The sequence below is a fragment of the Bradyrhizobium sp. CCBAU 051011 genome (assembly GCF_009930815.1).
GTDB lineage: Bacteria > Pseudomonadota > Alphaproteobacteria > Rhizobiales > Xanthobacteraceae > Bradyrhizobium.
In genome coordinates this window covers 1763141-1786784 of record NZ_CP022222.1, presented here as the reverse complement: position 1 = coordinate 1786784, position 23644 = coordinate 1763141, and the positions used below count along the sequence as shown (strand labels likewise).

Sequence of the window (23644 nt, the reverse complement as noted above, 5' to 3'; positions counted from 1 at the left end):
TGTGCCCGTTAGCCGCCGCAGCCGCCGACGGTGACTTTGACTTCCTTACTGGCGCTGTAGAGCTTGCCGCCGGCTTCGACGAGCACCGTCACATTGCTGGTCTTGGCCATCTTGATGCGGTTGGCGACGTTCGGCATGGTGCCTGCCGGAATGTTGTATTTTGCGATCAGCACGTTTGGATTTTCGCTGACGAGGAACGCGATCGAGGTCACGTTGCCAAGCGTCGTAGAGACCGAGATCGGCACCACGGAACCGTTTTCGGCGATTTCGGGTGCGTCCAGCTTCACCTTGTCCGAGGGCTCGGCGGTCTTGCCATAGAGCGTCTTGATGACATCGGCATCGCTCTTCTGCTTGAACGCGTCTTCCGGATATTTATCGTTGGCGGCTGCGAATGCCTTCGTGACATCAAGGGATGCGATGCCAAGGCCGATCAGCGTCAACACGCCGGCGCCTTTCAGGATCAGCCGGCGCGTCGCTGAAAAATCATTTTCCATGGTGTTCATTCAAACTCTCCTAAAGCATTGCGCCGCGTTCAAAGCGTCTGCAGGAAATCCACCACCGCGTTGATTTCCTTTTCGGTCAAAATCCGGTTTCGTCCGAACGGCGGCATCACGGTCAGCGGATTGCGCTGGGTTTCGTCATGGAGAATGGCGACGAGATCCTCGCGCTTGGGATACTTGCTCTTGATGTCGACCAGCTCGGGCCCGATCGTACCGGGAAGGTCGCCGCCCTTGATGACATGACAGGTCAGGCAATTGCCCTTGCTGCGGTCGAAGGCGAGCTTGCGGCCTTCGTCCACCGCGGACTGCGCCTGCGCGGAGCTTGCGGATGCGAAAGCGCCGATCGCCAGTGCCAGCGCGAACGCAGGAAGCCGTAACGCAGGCAGCCTTGCGGGTTTCGTCGGGGAATGATCGGTCACAGGCGTTTCCGTAATCTCTATTTTGGTTGCATCGTGTCGAGCGGCCCGGTCGTGCGCGGCGTCAGATTCCTGCCTTCGGCCGTCGAGAATATCCTGACATCGGCGGCATTCACACAGGCGTTCATGCAAGGCGCTGCCGTCGTATCGGGGCGCGGGTCGGTCCAGATGAAATTGTCGCGATTGCGCATTTTGACTTTCGGCAAGCTGTTGCGATCGGCAACGAAATCATGGGGAACGAGATCGTTCAGGCTCAGAATATAGGCGGTCAAAGCATAAACGTCATCCGCTGACAATGTGTGCGGCGCGGGCATCGGCATGGCGCGGTTAATATAGTCCCATAGGGTCGGGGCAAACGGCCAGTAGCTGCCCACCGTCGGCTCCGGGCGCTCGTTCCGGAGCGACCCGACGCCGCCGACCAGCTTCGGAAAGCGGCCTTCGCCTTCGCCGAAGGTTCCATGACAGGCGGCGCATTGCTCGGCGTAGACCTCGGCGCCCCGGTCGACCGTGCCCTTGCCGGGAGGCAGGCCTGTTCCGTCCTCGCCGCGCGCGTCGATGTCCCAACCATCGATCTGCGCCGGCGTCGCCACGCTGCCGTAACCGAAATGGCCGGGCTCTGCCGCGCCCGCGACATTGCCGGCGGCCGCAAGCACGGTGGCGGCGATCAGCAGGCCAATCTTACGCGAGCTGTACATTGAACACGCTTCCGTCCGGTTTGACCTGCCATGTCTGGATCGAATTATTGTGGTAGATCGAGTTCGAGCCGCGCTGCGCGCGCAGTTGTGCAATCGTCGGCTGCACGTAACCGGTCTCGTCGATGACGCGGGATGCGACCAGTGCAGGACGGCCGTCCCAGCGCCACGGCAGCGTGAATTTCGTCAGCGCCTTCGACAATATCGGTTCATGCAGCCGCGCGGTCTGCCAGTTGACGCCGCCATCCGTGGAGACGTCGACGCGCTTGACCTTGCCGTTGCCGGTCCAGGCCAGTCCCCTGATTTCATAGAGGCCGGGCCCATCGAGCGGTTTTTCCGGGCAGGGAAAGGTGACAACCGATTTCGCGTCCATCAGCCAGGTGAACCCGCGCGAGGTGCCGTCCGGCATCAGGTCGGTATATTTCGAAGTTTCTTCGCGGCTGTGCCATGGCTTTTCGCCGAGCTTGACCCGGCGCAGCCACTTGATGTTGACGTTGCCTTCCCAGCCCGGCACCACCAGCCGCAGCGGATAGCCCTGTTCGGGCCGCAACGCCTCGCCGTTCTGCGCATACACCACGAGGCAATCGTCGAGACATTTGTCGAGCGGCAGGCTGCGGTTCATATGCGCGCCGTCGGCGCCTTCGACCATCGCCCACTTCGCCTCCTTCTTGATGCCGACCTCTTCCAGCAGCGTCGACAGCTTCACGCCGGTCCATTCGGCGCAACTGACCATGCCGTGGCTGAACTGCAGCGAATTCATCTGCGCGGCGCGCCAGTTCATGCCGCCATTGGCCGGGCATTCAATGAAATGGACGCGCGTGGTTTGCGGGAAGCGCAGGATATCCTTCATCGTGAGAAGCAGCGGGCGCTCCACGAGACCGTGGATCATGAGCTTGTGCTGTGCCGGATCGATGCTGGGCCATCCCGCGTGGTGGCGCTCGAAGAAGAGCCCGTTCGGCGTGATGATGCCGTGCAGCTCCTGCAACGGCGAAAAGCTCACCGACGATTCCGTGCCGGCCGTGAGCCAAGGCACGTTGCGCCGGATCACGGAGGCTTCGGTATCGGCAGGCCGGCCGTAGGGCCGATCAACCACGCCCGCGCCGATCGATTGCGACCATGGGGCGTCGGCGGGCGGAGATTCCTGCGCGGGGTTGGCGGTGGCACGTTTGCCGCCAAGGGCGAGGCTGCCGGTCAGGACCGCGCCGAGGCCGAGGAAGCTGCGGCGGCCCATCGTTGTATCCGGGGCGGCGGGATCAAGGAGAACAGCTTTGCTGCGTAACGGGTCTGGCCGCACGTTTTCTTCCCCTGGCGGCCACATCGCCGCATCATTTCTTGCTTTTTGGAACAAGTATCCACACTTGCTAATTTAGTCAATGCTAAAGAAAGGCCGAGGCGCTATTGTGATATCTGTGCTTCGCGGGCACGGAAAACGATACCGGATTTGCAGTGATGAGAGCAGCCGCCACGGCCGCCCAAGAGACTGAACAAGCGACCGAGCAAGAGACCGCCTTCGCACCCGGCGCCGACGACGCGGCGGCGCTGAAAAAGCTGGCGAAGCAGGCCGGCGAGGCCGCGCAGCTCCTGAAAATGCTGGCCAACGAGAAGCGTTTGCTGATCCTCTGCTTTCTTGCCGTGCGTGGCGAGATGACGGTCGGAGAACTCGTCGGCGTCGTGAAACTGAGCCAGTCCGCGCTCTCGCAGCATCTGGCGAAACTGCGCGCCGACGGCCTGGTGGAATTCCGCCGCACCTCGCAGACGCTGCATTATCGGGTCGCCGACCAGCGCGCATTGCGTGTGCTCGGGGTGTTGAAAGAGATTTTCTGCGGCGATCTAAAGTGATGCTGCGCCACTTTTTTGCAGGACCGAATTGAGATGGCTGAGTTTGTGGTTGAGTTCGGCAAGGATGGCCGGCCGGTCGAAGCCGACGGCAGGCTCGATGCAGCAGCGTTCCACCGCAACCATGCACCGATCTGGGCGGTGCTGCAGAAATTCCTCGCCGGCAAATCCGGCGACGTGCTGGAGGCCGGCAGCGGCACCGGCCAGCATGTGGTGCATTTCGCAACACACACGCCCGACATCATTTGGTGGCCGAGCGATCTCAACGAACGGCACCTGAAGAGCATCGAAGCATGGCGCGCGCATACCGCCTTGCCGAACATCCGCCCGCCGCTGCGGGTCGATCTCTCCGATCCCGCCTGGTGTCCGCAAATGCATGATGGCAGCGGGCCGGGAGAATTGCTGGCGGTGTTCTGCGCCAACGTGATTCACATCGCGCCCTGGCGCGTGGCCGAAGGCCTGTTCACGGGCGCGGCGCGCTATCTGCGGAGCGACGGACGGCTGTTTCTCTATGGTCCGTTCAAGCGCGACGGCAAGCACACCGCGATGAGCAACGCCGTGTTCGACACCAGCCTGCGCCAGCAGGATGCCGAGTGGGGCGTGCGCGATATCGCCGAAGTGGAGAAGCTCGCCGCTGGCGTGGGTCTCGTCCTGGTCGAAACCGTGCAGATGCCCGCCAACAATATGATCCTGGCTTTCCAGCGATCGGACCTGTCGGCGTAGTCGCCTTTCGGCGCGTCAATTGTAGGCGAGGCACCAGCCCGGCCCGCGAAGCCAGCAGCGTTCATCGGGAATGTCCTGGTCGCGGTACAGCCGCGTCACCTTCTGCAAGCCGCCGCGGGCAAAGGCTTCGGCCAGTGCTCGTTCGGACGCCTCGTCGCGGCCGCCGGCGCAGGGAAAGATCGCAACGGGCGAGATCCAGTATGCATGATAGTCCGTTGCCCTTCGCTCAATTCGGAACACCGCGCCGGCGCTCGCCATGCGCTCCGGCGCAATGCCGCCAAATCCCTGATCCGACGTCATCGGCATAATCAGGCGACCTCCATCGGCAAGGCTATCGAGCCAGCGTGGAGCCGGCCGCGTGCAGCCGGCATTGACGTAGATGACGTCGGCGGCGTCGAACGGCACCTGCGTGCCGTCGCCCTCGATCACGGCAACATTCGCATAGGGCGTCAGGCTGGCTCTGGCGCGCGTGGCGAGGGGCCCGTCATACTCGATTCCCGTTACCCGCCCGGACGGTCCGACGAGATGCGCGAGGATGGCGGTGTAATAGCCCGTGCCCGTTCCAACATGCACCACATGCTCGCCTGCGGCCGGTGCGGCCTGATGAATGAGATGGGCGTGCAACGACGGTTGCCCGTTGTTGACATGGCGCTCGGGCACGAGCGCGACCAGATCGTCGGTATAGAGATAGACGGCGTCGGCATCGGGCGTCGACACATAGTCGCGTAGCCAGCGTCGCACCAGCCACGGACCCGGGCCGAGAAAATCCTCGCGGGGAATAGTGGCAAACGCCTGTGCGAGGCGCGCATCCTCGACGCCCGCGGCGGCAAGTACCTGCTTGGCGTATGCGGCACGCACGATCCGGAGTTCGGCTTGCGCATCCATTTTGTCCTCCATCCTGGCTTTATGTTATCGTGTTGTGTGATTTGACACACCAAAGTGTGTGTTAAATAGCATAACAACCGTGGGGAGGCCAGATTGAAGAAGCGGCTTTATCCGGCAGTGCTGGAGCGCGGTCCGCGCGGTGCACTCGGGGCGTGGTTTCCCGATTTTCCGGGCTGCGTCGCCGGCGGGCGATCGCAGGAAGAGGCGATCGAGAGAGCGGAGGGTGCGCTGGCGCGGGCGGTGGACGGAATGGCAGAGCAGGGCAGGCCGTTGCCCGAGCCGACGCCGATCGAGCAGATCGCCCTGCCCAAGGGCGCCGACGTCGTCGCCTATTTCATTGTCGGGGTTGACCCGCCCGATCCGTCCGAGCGGGTGAATGTCTATTTGCCGAAAAGCCTGATTACGCGGATCGACAAGCGCGCCACGGAGCTTGGCATGAGCCGTTCCAGCTTCTTCGGTTTTGCCGCCACGATCGCGCTCGACTGGACTCCGGGCTTCCCGCACGCCGGCGTCGTCGATCCTCGCTCAAAGGTCCACAAAACAGGTGCGGTGCGAGCCGAAAAGAGATCAGGCAAGAAGCGGCCGTGAGAGCCGTTTTCGTGTGGCGGAATCGGAGCGTAACACGCGTAGCACGTTGTAGGGTGGGCAAAGCGAAGCGTGCCCACCATTCCGAGCAGAGTGTGATGGTGGGCACGGCGCAAGCGCCTTTGCGCACCCTACACCCCGGCGCAAGTCAGCTACACGGTGCCATCTGTCCAGCCGATCTTCTCTCTGAGAAACGCGTATCCAAGCGCGATGAAGCCGGCGCGTTCGCGATTGTCCTTGCCGTAGCCGTGACCGCCGGCTGCCGGTTCGTAGAAATAGGCTTCGTATCCCATGGCTTGCAGCTTGGCCGCCATCTTGCGGGCGTGGCCGGGATGCACGCGATCGTCGCGGCGCGTGGTGGCGATCAGGATTGGCGGATAGTTCTGCCCCGGTGTTGCAGTGTGATAGGCGGAATAGGTTTTCAGCCACTCCCACTCCGCGGGTTTGTCAGGATCGCCGTACTCCGCGATCCAGCTCGCGCCCGCGAGCAGCTTGGTGTAGCGGCGCATGTCGACCAGCGGGATCGTGCAGAACAGCGCGCCGAACCTTTCGGGGTAGCGCACCAGCATGTTGGTGATCAGGATGCCGCCGTTCGATCCGCCCTCGGCGGCAATTCTGTTGGCGCGCGTCACGCCGCGTTTGACGAGGTCTGCTGCAACGGCCGCGAAATCATCATGCGCCAGCCGCTTTCCGGCGTAGCGGCCGGCATCATGCCAGCGCGTACCGAACTCGCCGCCGCCGCGGATATTGGCCTGAACCGTGGTGCCGCCGCGCTCCAGCCAGAGCTTGCCAAGCGCGGAGCTGTAATAGGGTCTTACCGCGTGGCCGAAGCCGCCATAGGCGCTCATATAGACCGGGGCATCGCCGGTCTCGGCGGCGGGACCGGTCTGCACATAAGGGATGCGCTCGCCGTCTACCGAAATCGCTTCATGGCTGGTGACGATGAGTCCGTCGGCGGAAAAGGTCTTCGGCGCCTGCTTCAATAGCGCTGGCGCGGCGACGCCTTCGATCAGCATCAGCGAAGGCGGCGTCAGCGGATCCTGCACATTGGCGAGCAGGTCGCCGTTGCTTTCAGCTTCGTGACGGTCGAGGCGCCAGACATCGACCACGCCGATTTCGGGAAGGCCCTTCAATCGCGCGTGCGTCCAGCCGTTTGCCGATGGCGTGCAGATTTCAAACACCGGCTGCAACTCGTCGAGAACAGACAATACGAGCTTGCCGGCGGTCCAGAAAAATCCCTGTAATGCCCGCCGCGGCCCTGGCTCGAACACGATGGTGAAGTGGCGGTCGCCAGCCAGAAAGGCTGACAGCGAGATGCCGAGCACGCTGTCCGGCGCATAGGTCTTGCCTGCGACCGTCCAGGCTCCTCGCAGTTTCACGGCCAGCCAGTCCTGATGCGCTTCCAGCCAGACGTCGGTCGGCAGATCGAGTTTTGACCGCGGGCCGGCCTCGGTGCCGAGCCAGATATTCTGATGGAAGAAATCGATCCGATCGATGAACCACACCCGCGGCGTCGGCCCGGTGTCGTCAACGCCACAATACGCACCCATCCGATCTGCCGGCACGTCGAACAGCACCGGTGCTTGTTCCACAGGTTCGCCGCGGCGCCATAGTCGGACCGTTCTCGCATAACCGGACGTCGTCGCCATGCCCTCGCCAAGGGCGCTCGAAAGCAAGAGGGTGTCGCCGTCGACCCATTGGACGCCGCTTTTGGCTTCCGGCAGGGTGAAGCCGCCTGCAACGAAAGTTTTGCTATCTAGATCGAATTCCCGCAGCGTCACCGCGTCGCTGCCGCCCCGAGAAAGGGCGACGATCACGCGCGGATCGTTGCCCGGCCGCGGCTCTGTCCAGTTGAGCAGCCAATCCTTGTCCTCCTCGGCGGCGAGGCGGTCGATGTCCAGCAGCGTTTCCCAGTCCGGCTCCGTCTTGCGAAAGTCTGCAAGCGTCGTGCGTCGCCAGACACCGCGTGGATTCTTGGCATCCTTCCAGAGATTGTAGACGAGCCCGCCGCGGCGCGTGACATAGGGAATGTTGTCTGATCGGTCATAGATCGCAGCAAGCGCGTCGCGATCGGCCACGAATTGCCGGCCGCCGAAGGTTTCCAGAGTCAGCCGGCTTTGCCGGTCAACGAAATCGAGCGCGCGCTGGCCTTCGATGTCCTCGAGCCAGAGATAGGGATCATCGTCGGGCGCGGCGACGGTCGGCCTGTCGTCGATTGGCATGGTTTGTACTCCAGAAATGCCGGCTGCGTGTATTGCACCAGGCACGATCGGGGCGGCCTTGATGTAATCTGTTCTCCGTGCACTGTCCAATGTGCGCGCTTCGCATAGCGCGCGCCCGTTTGCGCCGGTTGATCGCGTCCCTTCACATCTTCATAGTGCCGCGCAAATCAATGAGGCTCCCTGCCCGGGAGCGCCGGGCGGGAAGGCCGATGCTGGATACGACTGCTGCCGAAGAGATCGCCAATGACGCACGCGCGCGCGCCAACGTGCTGCGGCTCGCCGCGGCGCAGGCGCTGACCGGCGCAAATTCGGCGGTCATCTTCGCCACCGGCTCGATCGTCGGCGCGACGCTGGCGCCGTCCATTTCGCTCGCCACCGTGCCGCTCTCGATGTATGTGCTCGGCCTCGCCGCCGGTACGCTGCCGACAGGTGCGATCTCGCGCGCCTATGGTCGCCGTGTCGCGTTCATCATCGGCACCTTCTGCGGCGTTCTGACCGGCGCGCTCGGCGCGGCCGCGATCCTGCACGGGTCGTTCTGGCTGTTCTGCTTCGCGACTTTTCTCGGCGGGCTCTATGGCGCGGTGGCGCAGTCCTATCGCTTTGCCGCCGCCGACGGCGCCAGCGTTGCGTTCCGTCCCAAAGCCTTGTCCTGGGTGATGGCGGGCGGCGTATTCGCGGGTGTGCTTGGCCCGCAGCTTGTGCAGTGGACCATGGATATCTGGCCGCCTTATCTGTTTGCCTTCAGCTTCGTGATGCAGGCGTTTGTCGCGCTGGTGGCGATGGCGGTGCTGTCCGGTGTCGATGCACCGAAGCCGGCGCCATCGGATATGCATGGCGGAAGGCCGCTATTCGAGATCGCGCGGCAGCCGCGCTTCATCGCCGCTGCCCTGTGCGGGGTGATTGCCTATCCCATGATGAACCTCGTGATGACCTCGGCGCCGCTCGCCATGAAGATGTGCGGGCTCACCGTTAGCGATTCAAATTTCGGCATTCAGTGGCACATCGTGGCGATGTACGGGCCGAGCTTCTTCACGGGCTCGCTGATCGCGCGCTTCGGCGCGCCGGCCATCGTGGCGGTCGGCCTGCTGCTGGAAGCGGCTGCGGCGGGCATCGGCCTTGCCGGCATCACCGCGATGCATTTCTGGGCGACGTTGATCGTGCTCGGCATCGGCTGGAACTTTGCCTTTATCGGCGCGTCGGCGCTGGTGCTGGAAACGCATCGGCCGCAGGAACGCAACAAGGTGCAGGCTTTCAACGATTTCCTGGTGTTCGGGATGATGGCGCTGGGGTCGTTCTCGTCCGGCCAGTTGCTGGCGCATTACGGCTGGTCCATGGTCAACATGGTGGTGTTCCCGCCGGTGCTGCTCGGCCTTGCCGTCCTGGCTCTTGCGTCATTTGCCAAGCGGCGGGCTAAATTGCGGCCGGTGGACGGAATTCCCGGTCCGGGTATCTAGTTCTCACTCAATTACCGGAGGCCTTCCATGCCGACGCGCGCCCGTCTTGATGAGTTCATTGCAGCCGTCGTCTCCGGCGATCATGCCGGGGCGATCGAGCGCTTCTACACCGAGGACGCCAGCATGCAGGAGAACGAGGCGCCGCCGCGGGTCGGCCGCGACGTCCTGGTGGCGCACGAGCGCGCGGTGCTGGAGCGGGTCAAGAGCGTGACCTCGACCTGCGTGACCTCGATCGTCGAGGGCGATCGTGTCGCAATCCACTGGGTGTTCGAGTTCGTGTTCCAGTCCGGCAAGACCGGGCGGTTCGACGAGGTCGCGCTGCAGGAATGGCGCGGCGACAAGGTCTGGCGCGAGCGGTTCTTCTACGATCCGTCGAAGCCGGCCGCCTAGTTGCCATCTGCTGACAGTTCGGCGTTCGTCGAATCGATGGCCCTTCTGACTCTGCTAGTACTTATCGTCATGCCCGGGCTTGTCCCGGGCATCCACGTCTTTATTTGCTGATGGACATCAAGACGTGGATGGCCGGGACAAGCCCGGCCATGACGGAGCGAGACAGCACAAGAAGAACCATTTTGGACGCGCTTAACTACACCTCTCGCGATGAAGCCTCGATCCGCTACGACGGCTGGCGCATCGTCGTCGTCTGCTTCCTGCTGGCGACGTTCGGCTGGGGGCTCGGCTTCTACGGCCAGAGCGTCTATGTCGCGGAATTGCAGCGGCTGCACGGCTGGCCGGCGTCGCTGATCTCGTCCGGCACCACGTTCTTCTATCTGTTCGGCGCAGCGCTGGTCGCCTTTGTCAGCGAGGCCATCAAGGCGTTCGGTCCGCGCAATTGCCTGATCGCGGGGACGTTCGCAATGGCTGCGGCGGCGATATCGATCGGTCAGGTCAGGGAACCCTGGCAGCTTTTCCTTGCGAACGGCGTGCTGGCGTTCGGCTGGGCGGGGACAAGCCTTGCCATCATCACCACTACGCTCGGGCTGTGGTTCGACGACAAGCGCGGCATGGCGATCAGCCTGGCGCTGAACGGCGCGAGTTTTGGCGGCATCGTCGGCGTGCCGCTGCTGGTAACCGCGATCGGCTATTTCGGCTTTTCCGGCGCGATGACCTTCTCGGCCGCGGTGATGGTCGCGCTGATGGTGCCGGTGATCCTGCTGCTGGTCGGACGGCCGCCGCTCCATCTGAGTGCGGGCGCGGTCGATGCCGCGGACGCGCCGTCGCCGACGCAAATCCGCGCGCGGGCGTTTCGCGATATCGGTTTCCTCTCGGTCTCGATCGCGTTTGCGCTGGTGCTGTTCGCGCAGGTCGGCTTCATCGTGCACCTGATCGCTTTTCTGGATTCGGTGATCGGGCGGCAGCAGGCAGCGATTGCGATGGCGCTGTTGACCGCGATGGCGGTGGTCGGCCGCGTGCTGTTTTCCTTCGTGATCGACCGGATGAACCAGCGGCTGGCGTCCTCGCTCTCCTTTGTCAGCCAGGCGGTCGCGCTGGTCATCGTCATCAACGTCCATAATGATTATGCGTTGATCGCCGCCTGCGCGCTATTCGGCTTCTCGGTCGGCAATCTGATCACGCTGCCGGCACTGATCGTGCAACGCGAGTTCGACCCGCGCTCGTTCGGCGTGCTGATCAGTCTGATCACGGCGATCAACCAGATCACCTACGCGTTCGGGCCAGGCGTGGTGGGGTTGCTGCGCGATCTGTCGGGAAGTTATACGCTGCCGTTTTATGCCTGCATCGGCGTCGAGTTGGTGGCCGCGGTGCTGATTATGGTGCGTGGTAAAACCCCGTCATTGCGAGCGTAGCGAAGCAATCCATGCTTCCGTCGCGGGAAGTATGGATTGCTTCGTCGCTTCGCTCCCTTGCGCAAACGCTTCGCGTTTGTCGCAGGCAATGACGGTGGAGGCTACGCCTCCCGCTGCCGCAGCAGATCCTCCAGATCCAGCCGCTTCGTAAACATCGCGAGCGATCCATCGGCCGCGCGCGGCCATTCTTCCTTCGGCCGGTCGCGATAGAGCTCGACGCCGTTTTGATCGGGATCGCGCAAATAGAGCGCCTCGCTGACGCCGTGGTCGCTGGCGCCATCGAGTTCGATGCCGGCCTCAATCACGCGATAGAGCGCATCCGCCAGCGCCGGGCGCGAGGGATAGAGAATAGCAGTGTGAAACAGCCCCGTGGTGCCCGGCGGAGGTGGGTGACCGCCTTTGCTTTCCCAGGTGTTGAGCCCGATATGATGGTGGTAGCCGCCGGCCGAAATGAACGCAGCGCCTGAATCCATCCGTTGCATCACCTCAAAGCCGAGCACGCCGCAATAGAACCCCAGCGCGCGTTCGAGATCGGCGACCTTGAGATGGACGTGCCCGATCCGGGTGCCGGCGATGATGGGTGGATTCTGGGGCATGTTGTCTCTCTTGCGATTCTTAAACCTCGCCCCGCTTGCGGGGAGAGGCGTAGGCCGCCTCTGGCGGCCGTCCAATTAAGAACGCCGAAGCAGGGCCTCGGCTATACTTTACGCGAAGCGGAAAGTCCGGGTGAGGGGGAACAGGTATATCGGGAAGTCACAATTCGCGGAGGCAGCCCCTCACCCCGACCCTCCAAGAGCGAGCTTCGCTCGTCTCGACCCCGTGAAGAACGGGGAGAGGGAGAGATCACGCAAGATCAGATACTTCGCCCTCCGGCAGTCCGAACTCAAACGTGTTCAGCGTCATGGACACCATCGTGTAGTAACCACACAGCCCGATCACTTCGACGATCCCGCGCTCGGTGAGCACTTTTACGGCTTCGTCATACAGCGCCTGCGACACGCCTTTGCCTTCATGCAGCGACTTGGCGAGGTCGTAGATCATTTTGCCCTTGGGGTCGTCGAACGTTGGCGTGCGGCGGTCGCGGATGTCCTCGATGATCTTCGGATCCATGCCGCCCTTCAGCGCCAGCCGCTTATGCGCAAACCATTCGTAATGCGACGTCCAGTGTCGCGCGGTAACGAGGATCGCGATCTCGGACAATTTTGCGGGAAACATCGTGTTGAAACGAAGCTGCTCGCCGAGCCGCGTGGCATGTCGCGCCATCTGCGGGCTGTTGAGCCAGGCCATCATCGGCGCCGGCGGGGCGCCGCGCTTGCCTGATATCGCCTCGTCGTAGGTTTCTTTCTGGTCGGCATTCATTTCGCCAGGCGAAAGCAACTTCAACCGCATGCCCGTTTCCTCTTGTTTTTCAAGCGTTACGGCTCTGCGAATACACCTGATCGGGCATTGTGACCACCGTCGGCGCTGCATGGGCTGACGTCAGACATATATTGAATTCCGCGATGTGACGGCTAAGGTCACCTCCAACATCCCACATGGAAACGCCTGATATGTCCGATCTGGAAACATTCCGCCGTGAAACCCGCACCTGGCTGGAGGCCAATTGCCCGCCGGAAATGCGCCGTCCGATGACTTCGGAGAACGACACCTATTGGGGCGGGCGCAACGCAAAATTCTCGTCGGAGCCGCAGCGCGTCTGGTTCGAGCGGATGCGCGACAAGGGCTGGACGGTGCCGGACTGGCCGAAGGAATATGGCGGCGGCGGGCTCGATCGCGCCGAGCACAAGGTGCTGCGAGAGGAGATGGCGGCGATGGGCGCGCGGGCGCCGCTGTCGAGCTTTGGCATCTGGATGCTTGGGCCGGCGCTGTTGAAGTACGGCAACGAGGCGCAGAAGAAAGAGCATTTGCCAAAAATCGCCGCCGGTCTGATCCGCTGGTGCCAGGGCTATTCCGAGCCGAACGCCGGATCGGACCTCGCCTCACTGCAGACCCGCGCCGAGAGCGATGGCGACGACTACATCATCAACGGCCAGAAGATCTGGACGTCGTATGCCAACTACGCCGACTGGATCTTCTGCCTGGTGCGCACCGATCCCACGGCGAAGAAGCACGACGGCATCAGTTTTATCCTGTTCGACATGGCCTCGAAGGGCGTGTCGACCAAGCCAATTCTCCTGATCTCCGGTTATTCGCCGTTCTGCGAAACCTTCTTCGACAATGTGCGCGTGCCGAAGTCGCATGTGGTAGGCACCGTCAACCGTGGCTGGGATGTCGCGAAATACCTGCTGCAGCACGAGCGCGCGATGATCTCAGGCACGGGAGAGCGCGGCGTTGGCCGTCCGCTCGGACAAGTTGCCGCCGATTCCGTCGGTAGCGATGATTCCGGCCGGCTCGATGATGCGATGCTGCGCGGTCAGATCGCTGCGTTCGACATCGACGAGGCGGCATTCGCCGCCGTGGCCGAGCGCGCGATCGATCTGGCGAAAGCCGGGCAGTCGCATCCGGCGTTTTCCTCGGCGATGAAATATTACGGCACCGAGCTCAACAAGCGTCGCCACGAAATCCTGATGTCGGCCGGCGGCATCGACGCGCTGGAATGGGAAAGCGACCGCTCCCGAGGCGGCGCCCGCCCGCGCGCATGGCTGCGCACCAAGGCCAATTCGATCGAAGGCGGCACATCGGAGGTGATGCTCGGCATCGTCGCCAAGCGCATCCTCGATCTGCCGGGGGCGTGAGCATTCTCCGTCGTTCCGGGGCGACGCGAAGCGTCGAACCCGGAACCTCGAGATTCCGGGTTCGCGTCTGCGACGCGCCCCGGAATGACGCCCCAACAATCACGCGTTACTTTTGAAACCGGAATTCTCCCCATGCCACTCGTCCTCACCGAAGAACAATCCATGCTGCGCGATAGCGCGCGTGGCCTTATCAGCGACAAGGCGCCGGTGTCGCATCTGCGCCAGTTGCGCGACAGCAAGGACGCCACGGGATTCTCCCGCGACCTCTGGAAGGCGTTCGCCGAGATGGGTTTTTCCGGATTACTGGTGCCGGAAAATTTTGGCGGCAGCGGGCTCGGCTATGTCGAGGCCGGCGTGGTGATGGAGGAAATCGGCCGCACCTTGATGCCGTCGCCGTTCCTGTCGACCGCGGTGCTCGCCGTATCAGCGCTACATGGCGGTAGCGAGGCGCAGCAATCGGCGCATCTGCCTGACATCGCCGACGGCTCGCTCCTGGCCGCGCTCGCGATCGATGAAGGAACAAAGCATCGCCCGCTGCAGACCAAGCTGCAGGCGGTCCGCTCGGGCAATGGCTTCAAGCTGAACGGCACCAAGGCACTGGTGATCGACGGCCATACCGCCGATCTCCTGATCGTCGCGGGCCGAACCGGCGGCGCGCCCGGTGAGCGCAATGGGTTGACGCTGTTCCTGGTCGACCCCAAGGCCAAGGGTATCGCGATCGAACGCACCGTGATGGTCGATGCGCATAACGCCGCCAGAATCGAGTTCAGCAATGTCGAGGTCGACGCCGATCAGGTGCTCGGCGAGGTCGATCAGGGCTATCAGCTACTCGAAGGCGTGCTCAACATCGGCCGCGGCGCGGTCGCTTCCGAAATGGTGGGCCTAAGCGAAGAGGTATTCGGCCGCACCGTCACCTATCTGAAGGAGCGCAAGCAGTTCGGCAAATTGATCGGCGAATTCCAGGCGCTGCAGCACCGCGCCGCCCAGCTCTATATCGACATCGAGATAACCCGCGCGGCCGTGCTGAAGGCGCTGCAGACGCTCGACGGCGATTTCGATCATGCCGGTGCGGCGGTCGCAGTCGCCAAGGCGCGCGCGGGGACGACCGCGACGCTCGCGGTGCAAGAGGGGGTGCAGATGCACGGCGGCATGGGCATGACCGACCAGTTCGACATCGGCTTCTTCATGAAGCGCGCGCGGGTCTGCCAGGAATTGTTCGGCGACAGCAACTACCACGCCGACCAGTTGGCGCGGATGAAGAGTTACTGATTGTTATTTCGGGGTGAGCGAAGCGCCTCACACGCGCATGTCATCACCCGCCTTGTGCGCAATTGCGCACTGGGGCGGGTGATCCAGTACGTCGCGGCCTCTCGTTTGATCATTAACGTCTCTGGAATACTGGATCGCCCGGTCAAGCCGGGCGACCCAGACTATTTCCGCGTCATTGCGAGCGAAGCGAAGCAATCCATAGCACCGCTGGAGAATGGATTGCTTCGTCGCTACGCTCCTCGCAATGACGGCGGAGAGACTTTACCTGATCGGGGGCGCGTATTGGATGCCGCCGTTGCTCCATAGCGAATTCAGGCCGCGCGGGATCTTCAGCTTCGATCCTTCGCCGACATTGCGCTCGTAGACCTCGCCGTAATTGCCGACATGGCGGATGATGCGGGCGGCCCAGTCCTTAGGGAGGCCGAGATCTTCGCCATAGGCGCCTTCGGTGCCGACCAGCCGCATCACGTCGGGCTTCTTCGACTTCAGCGCCTCGTCGATGTTCTTCGAGGTGATGCCGAGCTCCTCGGCATTGATCATCGCATACAGCGTCCACTTCACGATCATCATCCAGTCGTCGTCGCGTTGGCGCACCACGGGGGCGAGCGGCTCCTTGGAGATGACGTCGGGCAGGATGACGTGGTCGCTCGGCTGGATCAGGTTCAGGCGGAGCGCGTAGAGCTGAGAGACGTCGGCGGTGAAGGTGTCGCACTTGCCACCCTCATAGGCCTTGAGAACGTCTTCCAGCTTGGGAAACTTCATTTCCGTATATTTCATGTTGTTGGCGCGGAAATGGTCGGCGACGTTGAGCACCGTCGTCGTCCCTTCCTGCACGCAGACCTTGCTGTTGTTGAGGTCCAGCGCGGAATCGATGTTGCGCGAGCGCGGCAGCATGAAGCCCTGGCCGTCATAATAGGCGACCGCCGGGAAATAGAGCGCGTAGTTGCTCTCGCGCGACATGCTCCAGGTCGTGTTGCGCGCGAGGATGTCGACCTTGCGGCTCTGCAACTCCTTGAAGCGCTCGCTGGCGTCGAGCGGCATGAATTTCGCCTTCTTGGGATCGTCGAAGATTGCCGCGGCCACCGCGCGGCAGAAATCGACGTCGAAGCCGGTCCAGTCGCCCTTGTCGTCGGGGATCGAGAAGCCGGGCAGGCCCTTGTTGACGCCGCACAGCACTTCGCCGCGCTTGATCGTCCGCTTCAGCGTCTTGGTGTCGTAACGCTCATACGTGATTGCAGCGGCCGCGACCGCGATTGCGACCGCCAGCCCGATGAGCAGGCCGCCTCGAAATGTCCGTAGCATTGTTCAACTCGCCAATTTTCAGGGAGGAAATAGATCGTCTGGAGAGACAGCGGAGGAATTAAAGCTCGGGCTTCTGCCGGATAATCACCTTGGTGCCGACCGGCACACGCTCATAGAGATCGGTGACGTCGGCGTTGACGAGCCGGAAGCAGCCCGAAGACACGGCGGTGCCGATCGTGTCGGGCCGGTTGGTGCCGTGAATGCGGTAAACGGTGGTGCCGAGATACATCGCGCGCGCACCGAGGGGATTGCCGGGCCCGCCCGCCATGAAGCGCGGCAGATAGGGCTGGCGCGCGATCATCTCCGGCGGCGGCGTCCAGTCCGGCCACTCCGCCTTGCGCGTGATGTTCACGAGGCCCTGCCACTGGAATCCCTCGCGGCCGACGCCGATGCCGTAGCGCAGCGCACGGCCGTTGCCCTGGATCAGATAGAGATGCCGCTCGGCCGTGACCACGATGATGGTGCCCGGCGCTTCGTTGGTGCGGTAGAACACTGCGGTCTTCCTGAACTGCGGGTCCAGTTCGACGTTCTCATCCGGAACAAACCCCGGCTGGTCGCCGACATCGGGCTGGCGCAATTGTGCCTGGCTCTGCGAGGCCGAGAGGATCAGACCGCTAGTAGCGATCAGCATCCAGATCAGGTGCCGAAATTTTGTCATCGCGCAGAATTCTCCTAACGGCCGCGTTGGCCAAATCATCGAAACCATCAAATCTCAGGGCTAGCTTGATGGCAAGTTTAGAGCGAATGCAACGGACATCCCACTGAAATATCTTGAATTTCCGTAGGTCGCCATATTCATGGGACCTCGGGCCGCCTTATTTCGGCGCGATCCACAGCCGCAGGCAAAACGAGATCAGCGTCACGGTGCCGACGCCGCCAAGCCAGAGCGCGGCGAACCAGAGCAGACGATGCGAGAGAGGACGCTGGCTTGGCTTGATCTGGGTCAATGGTAGCCGCTCTCGGGTTTGACCTTGCCGCGGAATACCCAATAGGCCCAGGCGGTATAGCCGAGGATCAGTGGTATCAGCCCGGCGACGCCGAACAGCATGAAGATCTGGCTGTTCGCGGGCGCCGCCGCCTGCCAGATCGTGATGCTCTGCGGCACGATGTAGGGATACATGCTGATGCCAAGCCCGGCATAGGACAGCGTGAACAACGCCAGCGTCAGGAAGAACGGCTGGTAGTCATATTTGTTGGCGAGACTGCGCAGCAGCAACACGGTGACTGCGGCCACCGCGATCGGCACCGGCGCGGTAAAGAGGATATTAGGCCAGGCGAACCAGCGGTGCGTGTACTGCACATGGAGGAACGGCGTTGCGATGCTGACTGCACCGATGGCCCCCAACATCGCCAGCAGGAATATCCAGCTCAGATGATAGGCGCGGTCGCGCAATTCGCCTTCGGTCTTCATCACCAGCCATGTCGCGCCGAGCAGCGCATAGCCGATCACCAGCGACACGCCGGTCAGAATGCTGAACGGCGTCAGCCAGTCCCACCAGCCGCCGGCGTAGTGCCGTCCCTCGACATGCACGCCCTGCAGGATAGCGCCGAGCGCGATGCCTTGCGCCAGCGTCGCCAGGATCGATCCGCCGAAAAACGCGATGTCCCACTTGTTGCGTTCCTTGGTCGTGCGCCAGCGGAATTCGAAGGCGACGCCGCGGAACACGAGGCCGAGCAGCATCACGATCATCGGCGTATAGAGCGCCGGCATCAGCACGGCATAGGCGAGCGGAAACGCCGCCATCAGGCCGCCGCCGCCGAGCACCAGCCAGGTTTCGTTGCCGTCCCACACCGGGGCGACACTGTTCATGATGACGTCGCGATCCCGTTTCTCGGGGAATAGCGGAAACAGGATGCCGAGGCCGAGATCGAAGCCGTCCATCACGACATAGACGAACACGGCAAAGGCGATGATGAAGGCCCAGACGATGGCGAGGTCGATCGGAATCATTGGGCGGCTCCCTCGGCAACGGCGCCCGCGGCGGGCGTGATGCCGGCGGTGCGGGTCGGGGCCTCGGACGACGGCCCCTGTTCGCCCGGATGCGGCGGGGCCGCCATCAGGCGGAACAGGTAGATCATGCCGGCTGTGAACACGACGAAATAGACGATGATGAAGGCGATCAGCGAGGAGGCGACCGCGGGCGCCGCCAGCGGCGAGGCGGAGTCAACCGTCCGCAACAGTCCGTAAACCGTGAACGGCTGGCGTCCGACTTCGGTGGTGATCCAGCCCGCGAGCACGGCGATGAAGCCCGCGGGAGCCATCGCGACCGCAAACATGTGCAGTAGCCGGGAATCGTAGAGCTTGCCTTGCACGCGCATCAACAAGCTGAACAGGCCGAGTGCCAGCATGAGCAATCCCATGCCGACCATGATCCGGAACGACCAGAACGTGATCGCCACCGGCGGCCAGTTTTCGCGCGGCACGGTGTCGAGGCCGGCCATCGGCGCGTCAGGCGAGTGCTTGAGGATCAGCGAGCCCAGCTTCGGTACTTCGATTGCATAGTCGACCCTGCCGGCCGTCTGGTTGGGCAGGCCGAACAGGATCAAGGGCGCGCCGTCCTTGTGGCTGTGGAAATGGCCTTCCATCGCCATGATCTTCACCGGCTGATGCTCCAGCGTGTTGAGGCCGTGCTGGTCGCCGGCGAGGATCTGGATCGGCGCAACCAACGTGGCCATCCACATCGCCATCGAAAACATCACGCGCGGGCCGGCGAGGTGGCGGTCGCGCAACAGGTGCCAGGCGCCGACCGCGCCGACCACCAGCGCCGTGGTCAGATACGCCGCCAGCACCATGTGCACGAGACGGTAGGGGAATGACGGGTTGAAGATCACCTTCAGCCAGTCGGCGGCAACGAACTGTCCTGCCTCATTGACGGCATGTCCGGTCGGCGTCTGCATCCAGGAATTGGCGGATAGAATCCAGAACGCCGAAATCAGCGTGCCGATCGCGACCATCAGCGTCGCCATAAAATGCAGTTTGGGACCGACGCGTTTCAACCCGAACAGCATCACGCCGAGGAAGCCGGCTTCGAGGAAGAATGCCGTCAAAACCTCATAGGCCATCAGCGGCCCGATCACCGGTCCGACCTTGTCGGAAAATGCCGACCAGTTGGTGCCGAACTGGTAGGACATCACGATGCCCGACACCACGCCCATGCCGAAGGCGACCGCAAAGATCTTCAGCCAGTAATTGAACAGGTTGATGAAGACTTCGCGCCCGGTCCAAAGCCACAGCGCTTCGAGCACAGCGAGATAACTGGCAAGCCCGATCGAGAAGGCCGGGAATATGATGTGGAACGACATCGTGAAAGCAAACTGCGCCCGGGCCAACACGACCGCATCCCAGCCTTCGAACATCGGCACCACCTGTCGCAGTTTCGTCGGGCCGCGACATTTTCAAAAACGGAACTACAGTTTTCGAAAATTGCGTCCGACCACGCGTCTACCTTACCACGCCCGATGCGACGATCATACTATACCGGCGTGTATGCCTGCGTGCCGCGTAGAACAGGTCTGCAAGCCTATCGTCCATCCGATGAATTCAGTCCCAGTCTTCGGACGATCTCGGCCTGCACCGCACGGGTCTGGTCCTTGCCGACCAGCACTGGACTGCGGATCTTTCTCCCGGTGCGGAGCCGGATCGCGATGACGTAGTGGCTGCCCCTTCGGCCGCCGCTTTCGACATCGATGCGCTCGACATCGTCACCGCCGACCGTGTCCGCCTCTGTCGTACCCCTTAAGGACAGCCGTTCAAACCTGATGGCGCCGTTGTGGACAATCCAGAATGCACTGGTCCGATAGAGATATCTGATCAGCACGAAGGCCATGATCGCGCCGAGAGACCAGACGGCGATTCCAAGGGCGGACAGTTTGCCGCTCCAGAGCGCATAGATGAATGGAAGGCTCAGCGAGCAGGCGAGCAGCACGAGAAGAGCCCTGTATGCCCGGACGCGTTTGGAACTGATCGGCTTACCTAGTCGTATCCTGGGATTGGCGGCGTCGAACGGGTTCTCGGCTAGTTCGGGAGCAGGCAACTGAAGCAGCCAGGCAATCTGCAAAGTGGTTTTTTGCACCTGGGTGATATCAGGCAGCGGAGGTGAGGCGAGCGTATCTCCCGCTTCGGTCTCGAATACGAGGCTGAACTCCACTGATTTGCCGATGCTCTTTCGGAGGCGCATCCCCGATATTTCGTCATCCCTGATCAATCTTCGGTGCAACTTCCCGAATGGACGCTGTTCGCCGATCAGGATTGCGCCTGGTGTAATGATCCAGACGACGTTGCGATCAAGCAGGGCCGCGCCCAGCAGGAGGCTTCCGAACAGCAATGCAAACAGAGCGGCGATGCCAAGCCAATGGTCGTTTGCGAGGTGAGCAAGGCCGGGCAAGGCGATCAAGCACAAAACCACGGCAATGCCTGCGAGAACCAGCCGCTCATTGAGCGACGTGCCCTTGCGTAGCCTGACCTCATTCTCGTTTGCCGCATCCATCGCCGGCGGCAAGCACCACGACCGGCGTGGTCACGTCAAGCGGCAAAACGTGCGGATCAAATAGATTGTGCCGGCCATTCACGATCGACTTTTGCGGTCAGACGTGCGTCTTTTTCGTGTCACACTCACGAGGTCGGGGTCACCAAATACAGAGCGACCCGGCTGGGGGGCATCCCGACCGGGTCGTTGGAGGTTACTTGGGAGGTTTAGAGCTTGGAAGGCTAGAACTTGGGACGTGAGAAATTCAGCGGGGGGTCTCGCTGTCGTAGGAGATCACGCAGACCTCCTTGGGACTCTTGGTGCCGCAATCCACCACCTGTTCGCGCACGAACGTCGAACCGCTGTCGCGCTGGACGCGGGGCGTAACGTTCTGAGCCGAAAGCGTGGCCAGGGTTGCGACGGCGCCGAGCGGGACGATGAAAAAGCGGAAGGACGGCTTCAGCATGTTCGCTCTCCTGTTCGGCGTTGGCGTTGCATTGATGACCGGTATAGGGGGTGAGTTTTTCCGGGTGATGTCGTGTTTTGTTTCATTTGTTTCGTCGGAGGTAATCTTTGTCCGTCGAAACCAACTCGTTTTCTCGTTCCCGATGCTGATCTAACTAATTGAAATGGCGGTGTTTTATGCCGCGAGGCTGTCGACGCCGGCGCCCTTAAGCAACTCGGCCAATTGTTTGCGGGCATAGAACATCCGGGTCTTCACCGTGCTCTGGGGAATGCCGATGATCGCGCCGGCCTCTTCCACCGACTTCTCGTGGTAATAGACCAGGTTGATGATCTCGCGATGCGCAGGCGACAGCTTGGCGACGCAGGCGCGCAGGATCGCGCTGGTGTTGCTGCGGTCGAGCGAGGCTTCCGGCGTATCGGCCTCATCGGCGATCTCGAGCACGTCTTCCTGCTCGATGTCCTCATGCTTGCGCTGGCGCAGTGCGGTCAGCGCCTTGAAGCGGGCGATGGACAGCAGCCAGGTCGAAACCTGCGAGCGACCCTCGAACTGGGCGGCGGTCCGCCACACGTCGAGAAACACCTGGCTGACCAGGTCTTCCGCCATGGTGGTGTCGCGCACCATGCGCAGCACGAAGCGGTAAACCCGGACGTTATGACGGGAGTAAAGCACATGCATCGACGTGCGGTCGCCCTTGGCAATACTCTGCAACAGCATCTCGTCGGATGTCGCGCGGGCGGCGGCAATCGACTTCTTGGCTGCGGCGTTGATGGCGATGACGTTCGACATGACAGGCTCCCAATTCCCCACGCCCTGCGGCGTTCGTTGGGAGGATTGTTAATGAGGCTCGGTTTCGGGATGTCTGCTCCACAAGGGGAAAATGGTTTCGTGCCGGAGAGAATTGTTTCGTCGCGGGGCCAGCCACGAAACATTCGGGCCAAAAACGCCAATATCTTCAATGTGCGGAAAATTGGAGGATTTCAGATGCGGATTTGTTCCACGGCAATCGGTGGGCTTCTACCTCGCCCCGCTTGCGGGGAGAGGTCGGATTGCCTCGGCGATGCGAAGCATCGTCCGGTGCAATCCGGGTGAGGGGGTACAGGTCCATCAACGGGCCGCAGCACTCCCGGAGAGAAGCCCCTTGTATCTGCACGGCCAAGATTTGTGCGATGGAAGCGACTTAGCGTCTTGGCCGGTGGCCACCGGCCAAGACGCGTGGCGATGTCGCCCGTTCCCCCTCCGGCTACAACCGTGGGTGAGCTTTGGGATCTTCGCCATGTCACGCACGACCGAACAGTCGCTTGAGCTCCGATCGCATGGACAAGGCAGGTTACCGTGAAGAACACAATTTGTGGAGTGGACGTTTCGAAAGCCAAGCTCGATGTCTGCATCGAGCCCGGGCATCGGCTTGCGAGCTTCAATAACGATACGGCAGGCATTGCGGAACTGGCCGCGTTCTGCCGTGAACATGCCGTCACGCTGGTGGTGATGGAGGCCAGTGGCGGGTACGAGCGACGGGCATTCGTCGAGCTGTGGGAAAAAGGCATCAGCTGCGCGCTGACCAATCCACGCAACGTCCGCCGCTACGCCGAGGCGATGGGCATTCTGGAAAAGACCGACCGGATCGATTCCTCCGTCATTGCCCGCTTCGCCCATGCCAAGAACCTGGCTCCGACCCCCTTGCCAAGCCAAGCCCAGCAGCGCCTGAAGGCGCTTGTGGCAAGGCTCCGGCAGGTCACCGACGATCTCACCGTGCAGAAGCAGCGTCGCGCAAGCCTGCTCGATAACCCCGAGATGCTGGCCAGCCTCGACGAAGTGATCGCCCTGCTCAAGCGCCAATCCCGCTCGCTCGAGGGGGAAATCGCCTCCATGATCGATGACGATCCGCTGTGGGCAAAGCTCGCCGAGACCTGGCGCGAGATGAAGGGCGTCGCCGGGCGGACCGTTGCGCGCCTTCATGCCGAACTACCGGAAATTGGCACGCTCTCCAACAAAGCCATTGCCAAGCTTGCCGGCCTTGCCCCGATCGCCAATGACAGCGGTAAGCGAAAGGGCAAGCGACCCACCCGCGGTGGTCGCGCCGGCGTCCGCTCGATCCTCTTCCTCGTCGCGGCCATCGCCGCCCGCTACGACAAAAGCCTTGCCGAGTTCCGCGACAGGCTGCTCAAGGCCGGCAAGGAGAAAATGGTCGTTCGCATTGCCCTTGCCCGCAAGCTCCTCGTCAGGCTCAACGCAAAAGCTCGCGACGCGCGAACCGCGTATGCCAATGCAACTTGACAAACCAGATAGTC

The 23644-nt window shown here is 62.4% G+C and carries 26 protein-coding genes; 10 read left to right on the top strand and 16 right to left on the bottom strand.

Annotated features, from left to right (window positions below; all coding sequences use genetic code 11):
- Positions 1-8: 8 nt before the first annotated feature.
- The 4 genes from soxY to soxC are packed head-to-tail and all read right to left on the bottom strand — an operon-like array spanning position 9 to position 2839.
- Complete coding sequence (gene soxY, locus ACH79_RS08585; protein ID WP_371419453.1) at positions 9-494, bottom strand: thiosulfate oxidation carrier protein SoxY; 486 nt, start codon at positions 492-494, stop codon at positions 9-11.
- Positions 495-532: 38 nt separating this feature from the next.
- A complete protein-coding gene (gene soxX, locus ACH79_RS08580) occupies positions 533-886 on the bottom strand; it encodes a sulfur oxidation c-type cytochrome SoxX (protein WP_161856277.1) in 354 nt (117 codons plus the stop codon).
- 50 nt (positions 887-936) lie between these two features.
- Positions 937-1611, bottom strand: coding sequence for a c-type cytochrome (locus ACH79_RS08575; RefSeq protein ID WP_161850630.1), 675 nt, complete (start codon positions 1609-1611; stop codon positions 937-939).
- Positions 1595-2839, bottom strand: a complete 1245-nt coding sequence (soxC, locus tag ACH79_RS08570) for a sulfite dehydrogenase (RefSeq protein ID WP_161850629.1) — start codon at positions 2837-2839, stop codon at positions 1595-1597. The genes ACH79_RS08575 and soxC overlap by 17 nt, the downstream gene beginning before the upstream one ends.
- 218 nt (positions 2840-3057) lie before the next feature.
- On the opposite strand from soxC, the gene ACH79_RS08565 reads away from it, so the two are divergent.
- Together ACH79_RS08565 and ACH79_RS08560 are read left to right on the top strand one after the other, a co-directional pair.
- Complete coding sequence (locus ACH79_RS08565) at positions 3058-3447, top strand: helix-turn-helix transcriptional regulator (RefSeq protein ID WP_161850628.1); 390 nt, start codon at positions 3058-3060, stop codon at positions 3445-3447.
- A gap of 33 nt (positions 3448-3480) precedes the next feature.
- Positions 3481-4167 carry a DUF938 domain-containing protein gene (locus tag ACH79_RS08560; protein ID WP_161850627.1) on the top strand — a complete coding sequence of 229 codons (687 nt, stop codon included), beginning with the start codon at positions 3481-3483 and terminating at the stop codon, positions 4165-4167.
- Between the two features lie 15 nt (positions 4168-4182).
- Here ACH79_RS08560 and ACH79_RS08555 read toward each other — a convergent pair whose 3' ends face one another.
- Complete coding sequence (locus ACH79_RS08555; protein ID WP_246738471.1) at positions 4183-5052, bottom strand: protein-L-isoaspartate O-methyltransferase; 870 nt, start codon at positions 5050-5052, stop codon at positions 4183-4185.
- Positions 5053-5145: 93 nt separating this feature from the next.
- On the opposite strand from ACH79_RS08555, the gene ACH79_RS08550 reads away from it, so the two are divergent.
- Positions 5146-5640, top strand: a complete 495-nt coding sequence (locus ACH79_RS08550) for a type II toxin-antitoxin system HicB family antitoxin (RefSeq protein ID WP_161850625.1) — start codon at positions 5146-5148, stop codon at positions 5638-5640.
- Between the two features lie 149 nt (positions 5641-5789).
- On the opposite strand, the gene ACH79_RS08545 is transcribed toward ACH79_RS08550, so the two are convergent.
- The gene (locus tag ACH79_RS08545; RefSeq protein ID WP_161850624.1) at positions 5790-7859 is read right to left on the bottom strand and encodes a prolyl oligopeptidase family protein; all 2070 of its coding nucleotides are present in this window, start codon (positions 7857-7859) and stop codon (positions 5790-5792) included.
- A 209-nt stretch (positions 7860-8068) separates the two neighbouring features.
- Here ACH79_RS08545 and ACH79_RS08540 point away from each other — a divergent pair, with 209 nt between their 5' ends.
- The 3 genes from ACH79_RS08540 to ACH79_RS08530 all read left to right on the top strand — a co-directional run bounded on the left by ACH79_RS08540 (position 8069) and on the right by ACH79_RS08530 (position 11118).
- On the top strand, positions 8069-9313 hold the full coding sequence (locus ACH79_RS08540; RefSeq protein WP_161850623.1) for an MFS transporter: 1245 nt from the start codon (positions 8069-8071) through the stop codon (positions 9311-9313).
- A gap of 27 nt (positions 9314-9340) precedes the next feature.
- Positions 9341-9703 (top strand): nuclear transport factor 2 family protein, encoded by a 363-nt coding sequence (locus ACH79_RS08535; RefSeq protein ID WP_161850622.1) that lies wholly within the window; start codon positions 9341-9343, stop codon positions 9701-9703.
- A 149-nt stretch (positions 9704-9852) separates the two neighbouring features.
- Positions 9853-11118 carry an MFS transporter gene (locus ACH79_RS08530; RefSeq protein WP_202639202.1) on the top strand — a complete coding sequence of 422 codons (1266 nt, stop codon included), beginning with the start codon at positions 9853-9855 and terminating at the stop codon, positions 11116-11118.
- A gap of 101 nt (positions 11119-11219) precedes the next feature.
- Here ACH79_RS08530 and ACH79_RS08525 read toward each other — a convergent pair whose 3' ends face one another.
- Positions 11220-11714 carry a VOC family protein gene (locus ACH79_RS08525; protein WP_161850620.1) on the bottom strand — a complete coding sequence of 165 codons (495 nt, stop codon included), beginning with the start codon at positions 11712-11714 and terminating at the stop codon, positions 11220-11222.
- 247 nt (positions 11715-11961) lie between these two features.
- The gene (locus ACH79_RS08520; RefSeq protein WP_161850619.1) at positions 11962-12507 is read right to left on the bottom strand and encodes a carboxymuconolactone decarboxylase family protein; all 546 of its coding nucleotides are present in this window, start codon (positions 12505-12507) and stop codon (positions 11962-11964) included.
- Between the two features lie 161 nt (positions 12508-12668).
- On the opposite strand from ACH79_RS08520, the gene ACH79_RS08515 reads away from it, so the two are divergent.
- The gene (locus ACH79_RS08515; RefSeq protein ID WP_161850618.1) at positions 12669-13853 is read left to right on the top strand and encodes an acyl-CoA dehydrogenase family protein; all 1185 of its coding nucleotides are present in this window, start codon (positions 12669-12671) and stop codon (positions 13851-13853) included.
- A gap of 132 nt (positions 13854-13985) precedes the next feature.
- Complete coding sequence (locus ACH79_RS08510; RefSeq protein WP_161850617.1) at positions 13986-15122, top strand: acyl-CoA dehydrogenase family protein; 1137 nt, start codon at positions 13986-13988, stop codon at positions 15120-15122.
- A gap of 261 nt (positions 15123-15383) precedes the next feature.
- Here the strand turns inward: ACH79_RS08510 and ACH79_RS08505 are convergent, their stop codons facing one another.
- The 6 genes from ACH79_RS08505 to ACH79_RS08480 all read right to left on the bottom strand — a co-directional run bounded on the left by ACH79_RS08505 (position 15384) and on the right by ACH79_RS08480 (position 20602).
- Entirely contained in the window at positions 15384-16424 is a 1041-nt protein-coding gene (locus tag ACH79_RS08505) for an amino acid ABC transporter substrate-binding protein (protein WP_161850616.1), read from the bottom strand.
- Positions 16425-16482: 58 nt separating this feature from the next.
- Positions 16483-17082 carry a L,D-transpeptidase gene (locus tag ACH79_RS08500; protein WP_161850615.1) on the bottom strand — a complete coding sequence of 200 codons (600 nt, stop codon included), beginning with the start codon at positions 17080-17082 and terminating at the stop codon, positions 16483-16485.
- A 157-nt stretch (positions 17083-17239) separates the two neighbouring features.
- Positions 17240-17371 (bottom strand): DUF2474 domain-containing protein, encoded by a 132-nt coding sequence (locus ACH79_RS08495; RefSeq protein WP_161850614.1) that lies wholly within the window; start codon positions 17369-17371, stop codon positions 17240-17242.
- On the bottom strand, positions 17368-18375 hold the full coding sequence (gene cydB / locus ACH79_RS08490; RefSeq protein WP_161850613.1) for a cytochrome d ubiquinol oxidase subunit II: 1008 nt from the start codon (positions 18373-18375) through the stop codon (positions 17368-17370). The genes ACH79_RS08495 and cydB overlap by 4 nt, the downstream gene beginning before the upstream one ends.
- Positions 18372-19781, bottom strand: coding sequence for a cytochrome ubiquinol oxidase subunit I (locus ACH79_RS08485; RefSeq protein WP_161850612.1), 1410 nt, complete (start codon positions 19779-19781; stop codon positions 18372-18374). Before ACH79_RS08485 ends, cydB begins: the two co-directional genes overlap by 4 nt.
- Positions 19782-19945: 164 nt before the next feature.
- Entirely contained in the window at positions 19946-20602 is a 657-nt protein-coding gene (locus ACH79_RS08480; protein ID WP_161850611.1) for a hypothetical protein, read from the bottom strand.
- Between the two features lie 33 nt (positions 20603-20635).
- Here ACH79_RS08480 and ACH79_RS08475 point away from each other — a divergent pair, with 33 nt between their 5' ends.
- Positions 20636-20881: a hypothetical protein gene (locus tag ACH79_RS08475; protein WP_161850610.1), complete on the top strand. Its 246-nt coding sequence runs from the start codon at positions 20636-20638 to the stop codon at positions 20879-20881.
- A 274-nt stretch (positions 20882-21155) separates the two neighbouring features.
- On the opposite strand, the gene ACH79_RS08470 is transcribed toward ACH79_RS08475, so the two are convergent.
- Positions 21156-21356, bottom strand: coding sequence for a hypothetical protein (locus ACH79_RS08470; protein WP_161850609.1), 201 nt, complete (start codon positions 21354-21356; stop codon positions 21156-21158).
- Positions 21357-21530: 174 nt separating this feature from the next.
- Positions 21531-22142, bottom strand: coding sequence for a sigma-70 family RNA polymerase sigma factor (locus ACH79_RS08465; protein WP_161850608.1), 612 nt, complete (start codon positions 22140-22142; stop codon positions 21531-21533).
- 546 nt (positions 22143-22688) lie between these two features.
- Here ACH79_RS08465 and ACH79_RS08460 point away from each other — a divergent pair.
- Entirely contained in the window at positions 22689-23630 is a 942-nt protein-coding gene (locus ACH79_RS08460; protein WP_161849671.1) for an IS110 family transposase, read from the top strand.
- The last annotated feature ends 14 nt before the right edge of the window (positions 23631-23644 follow it).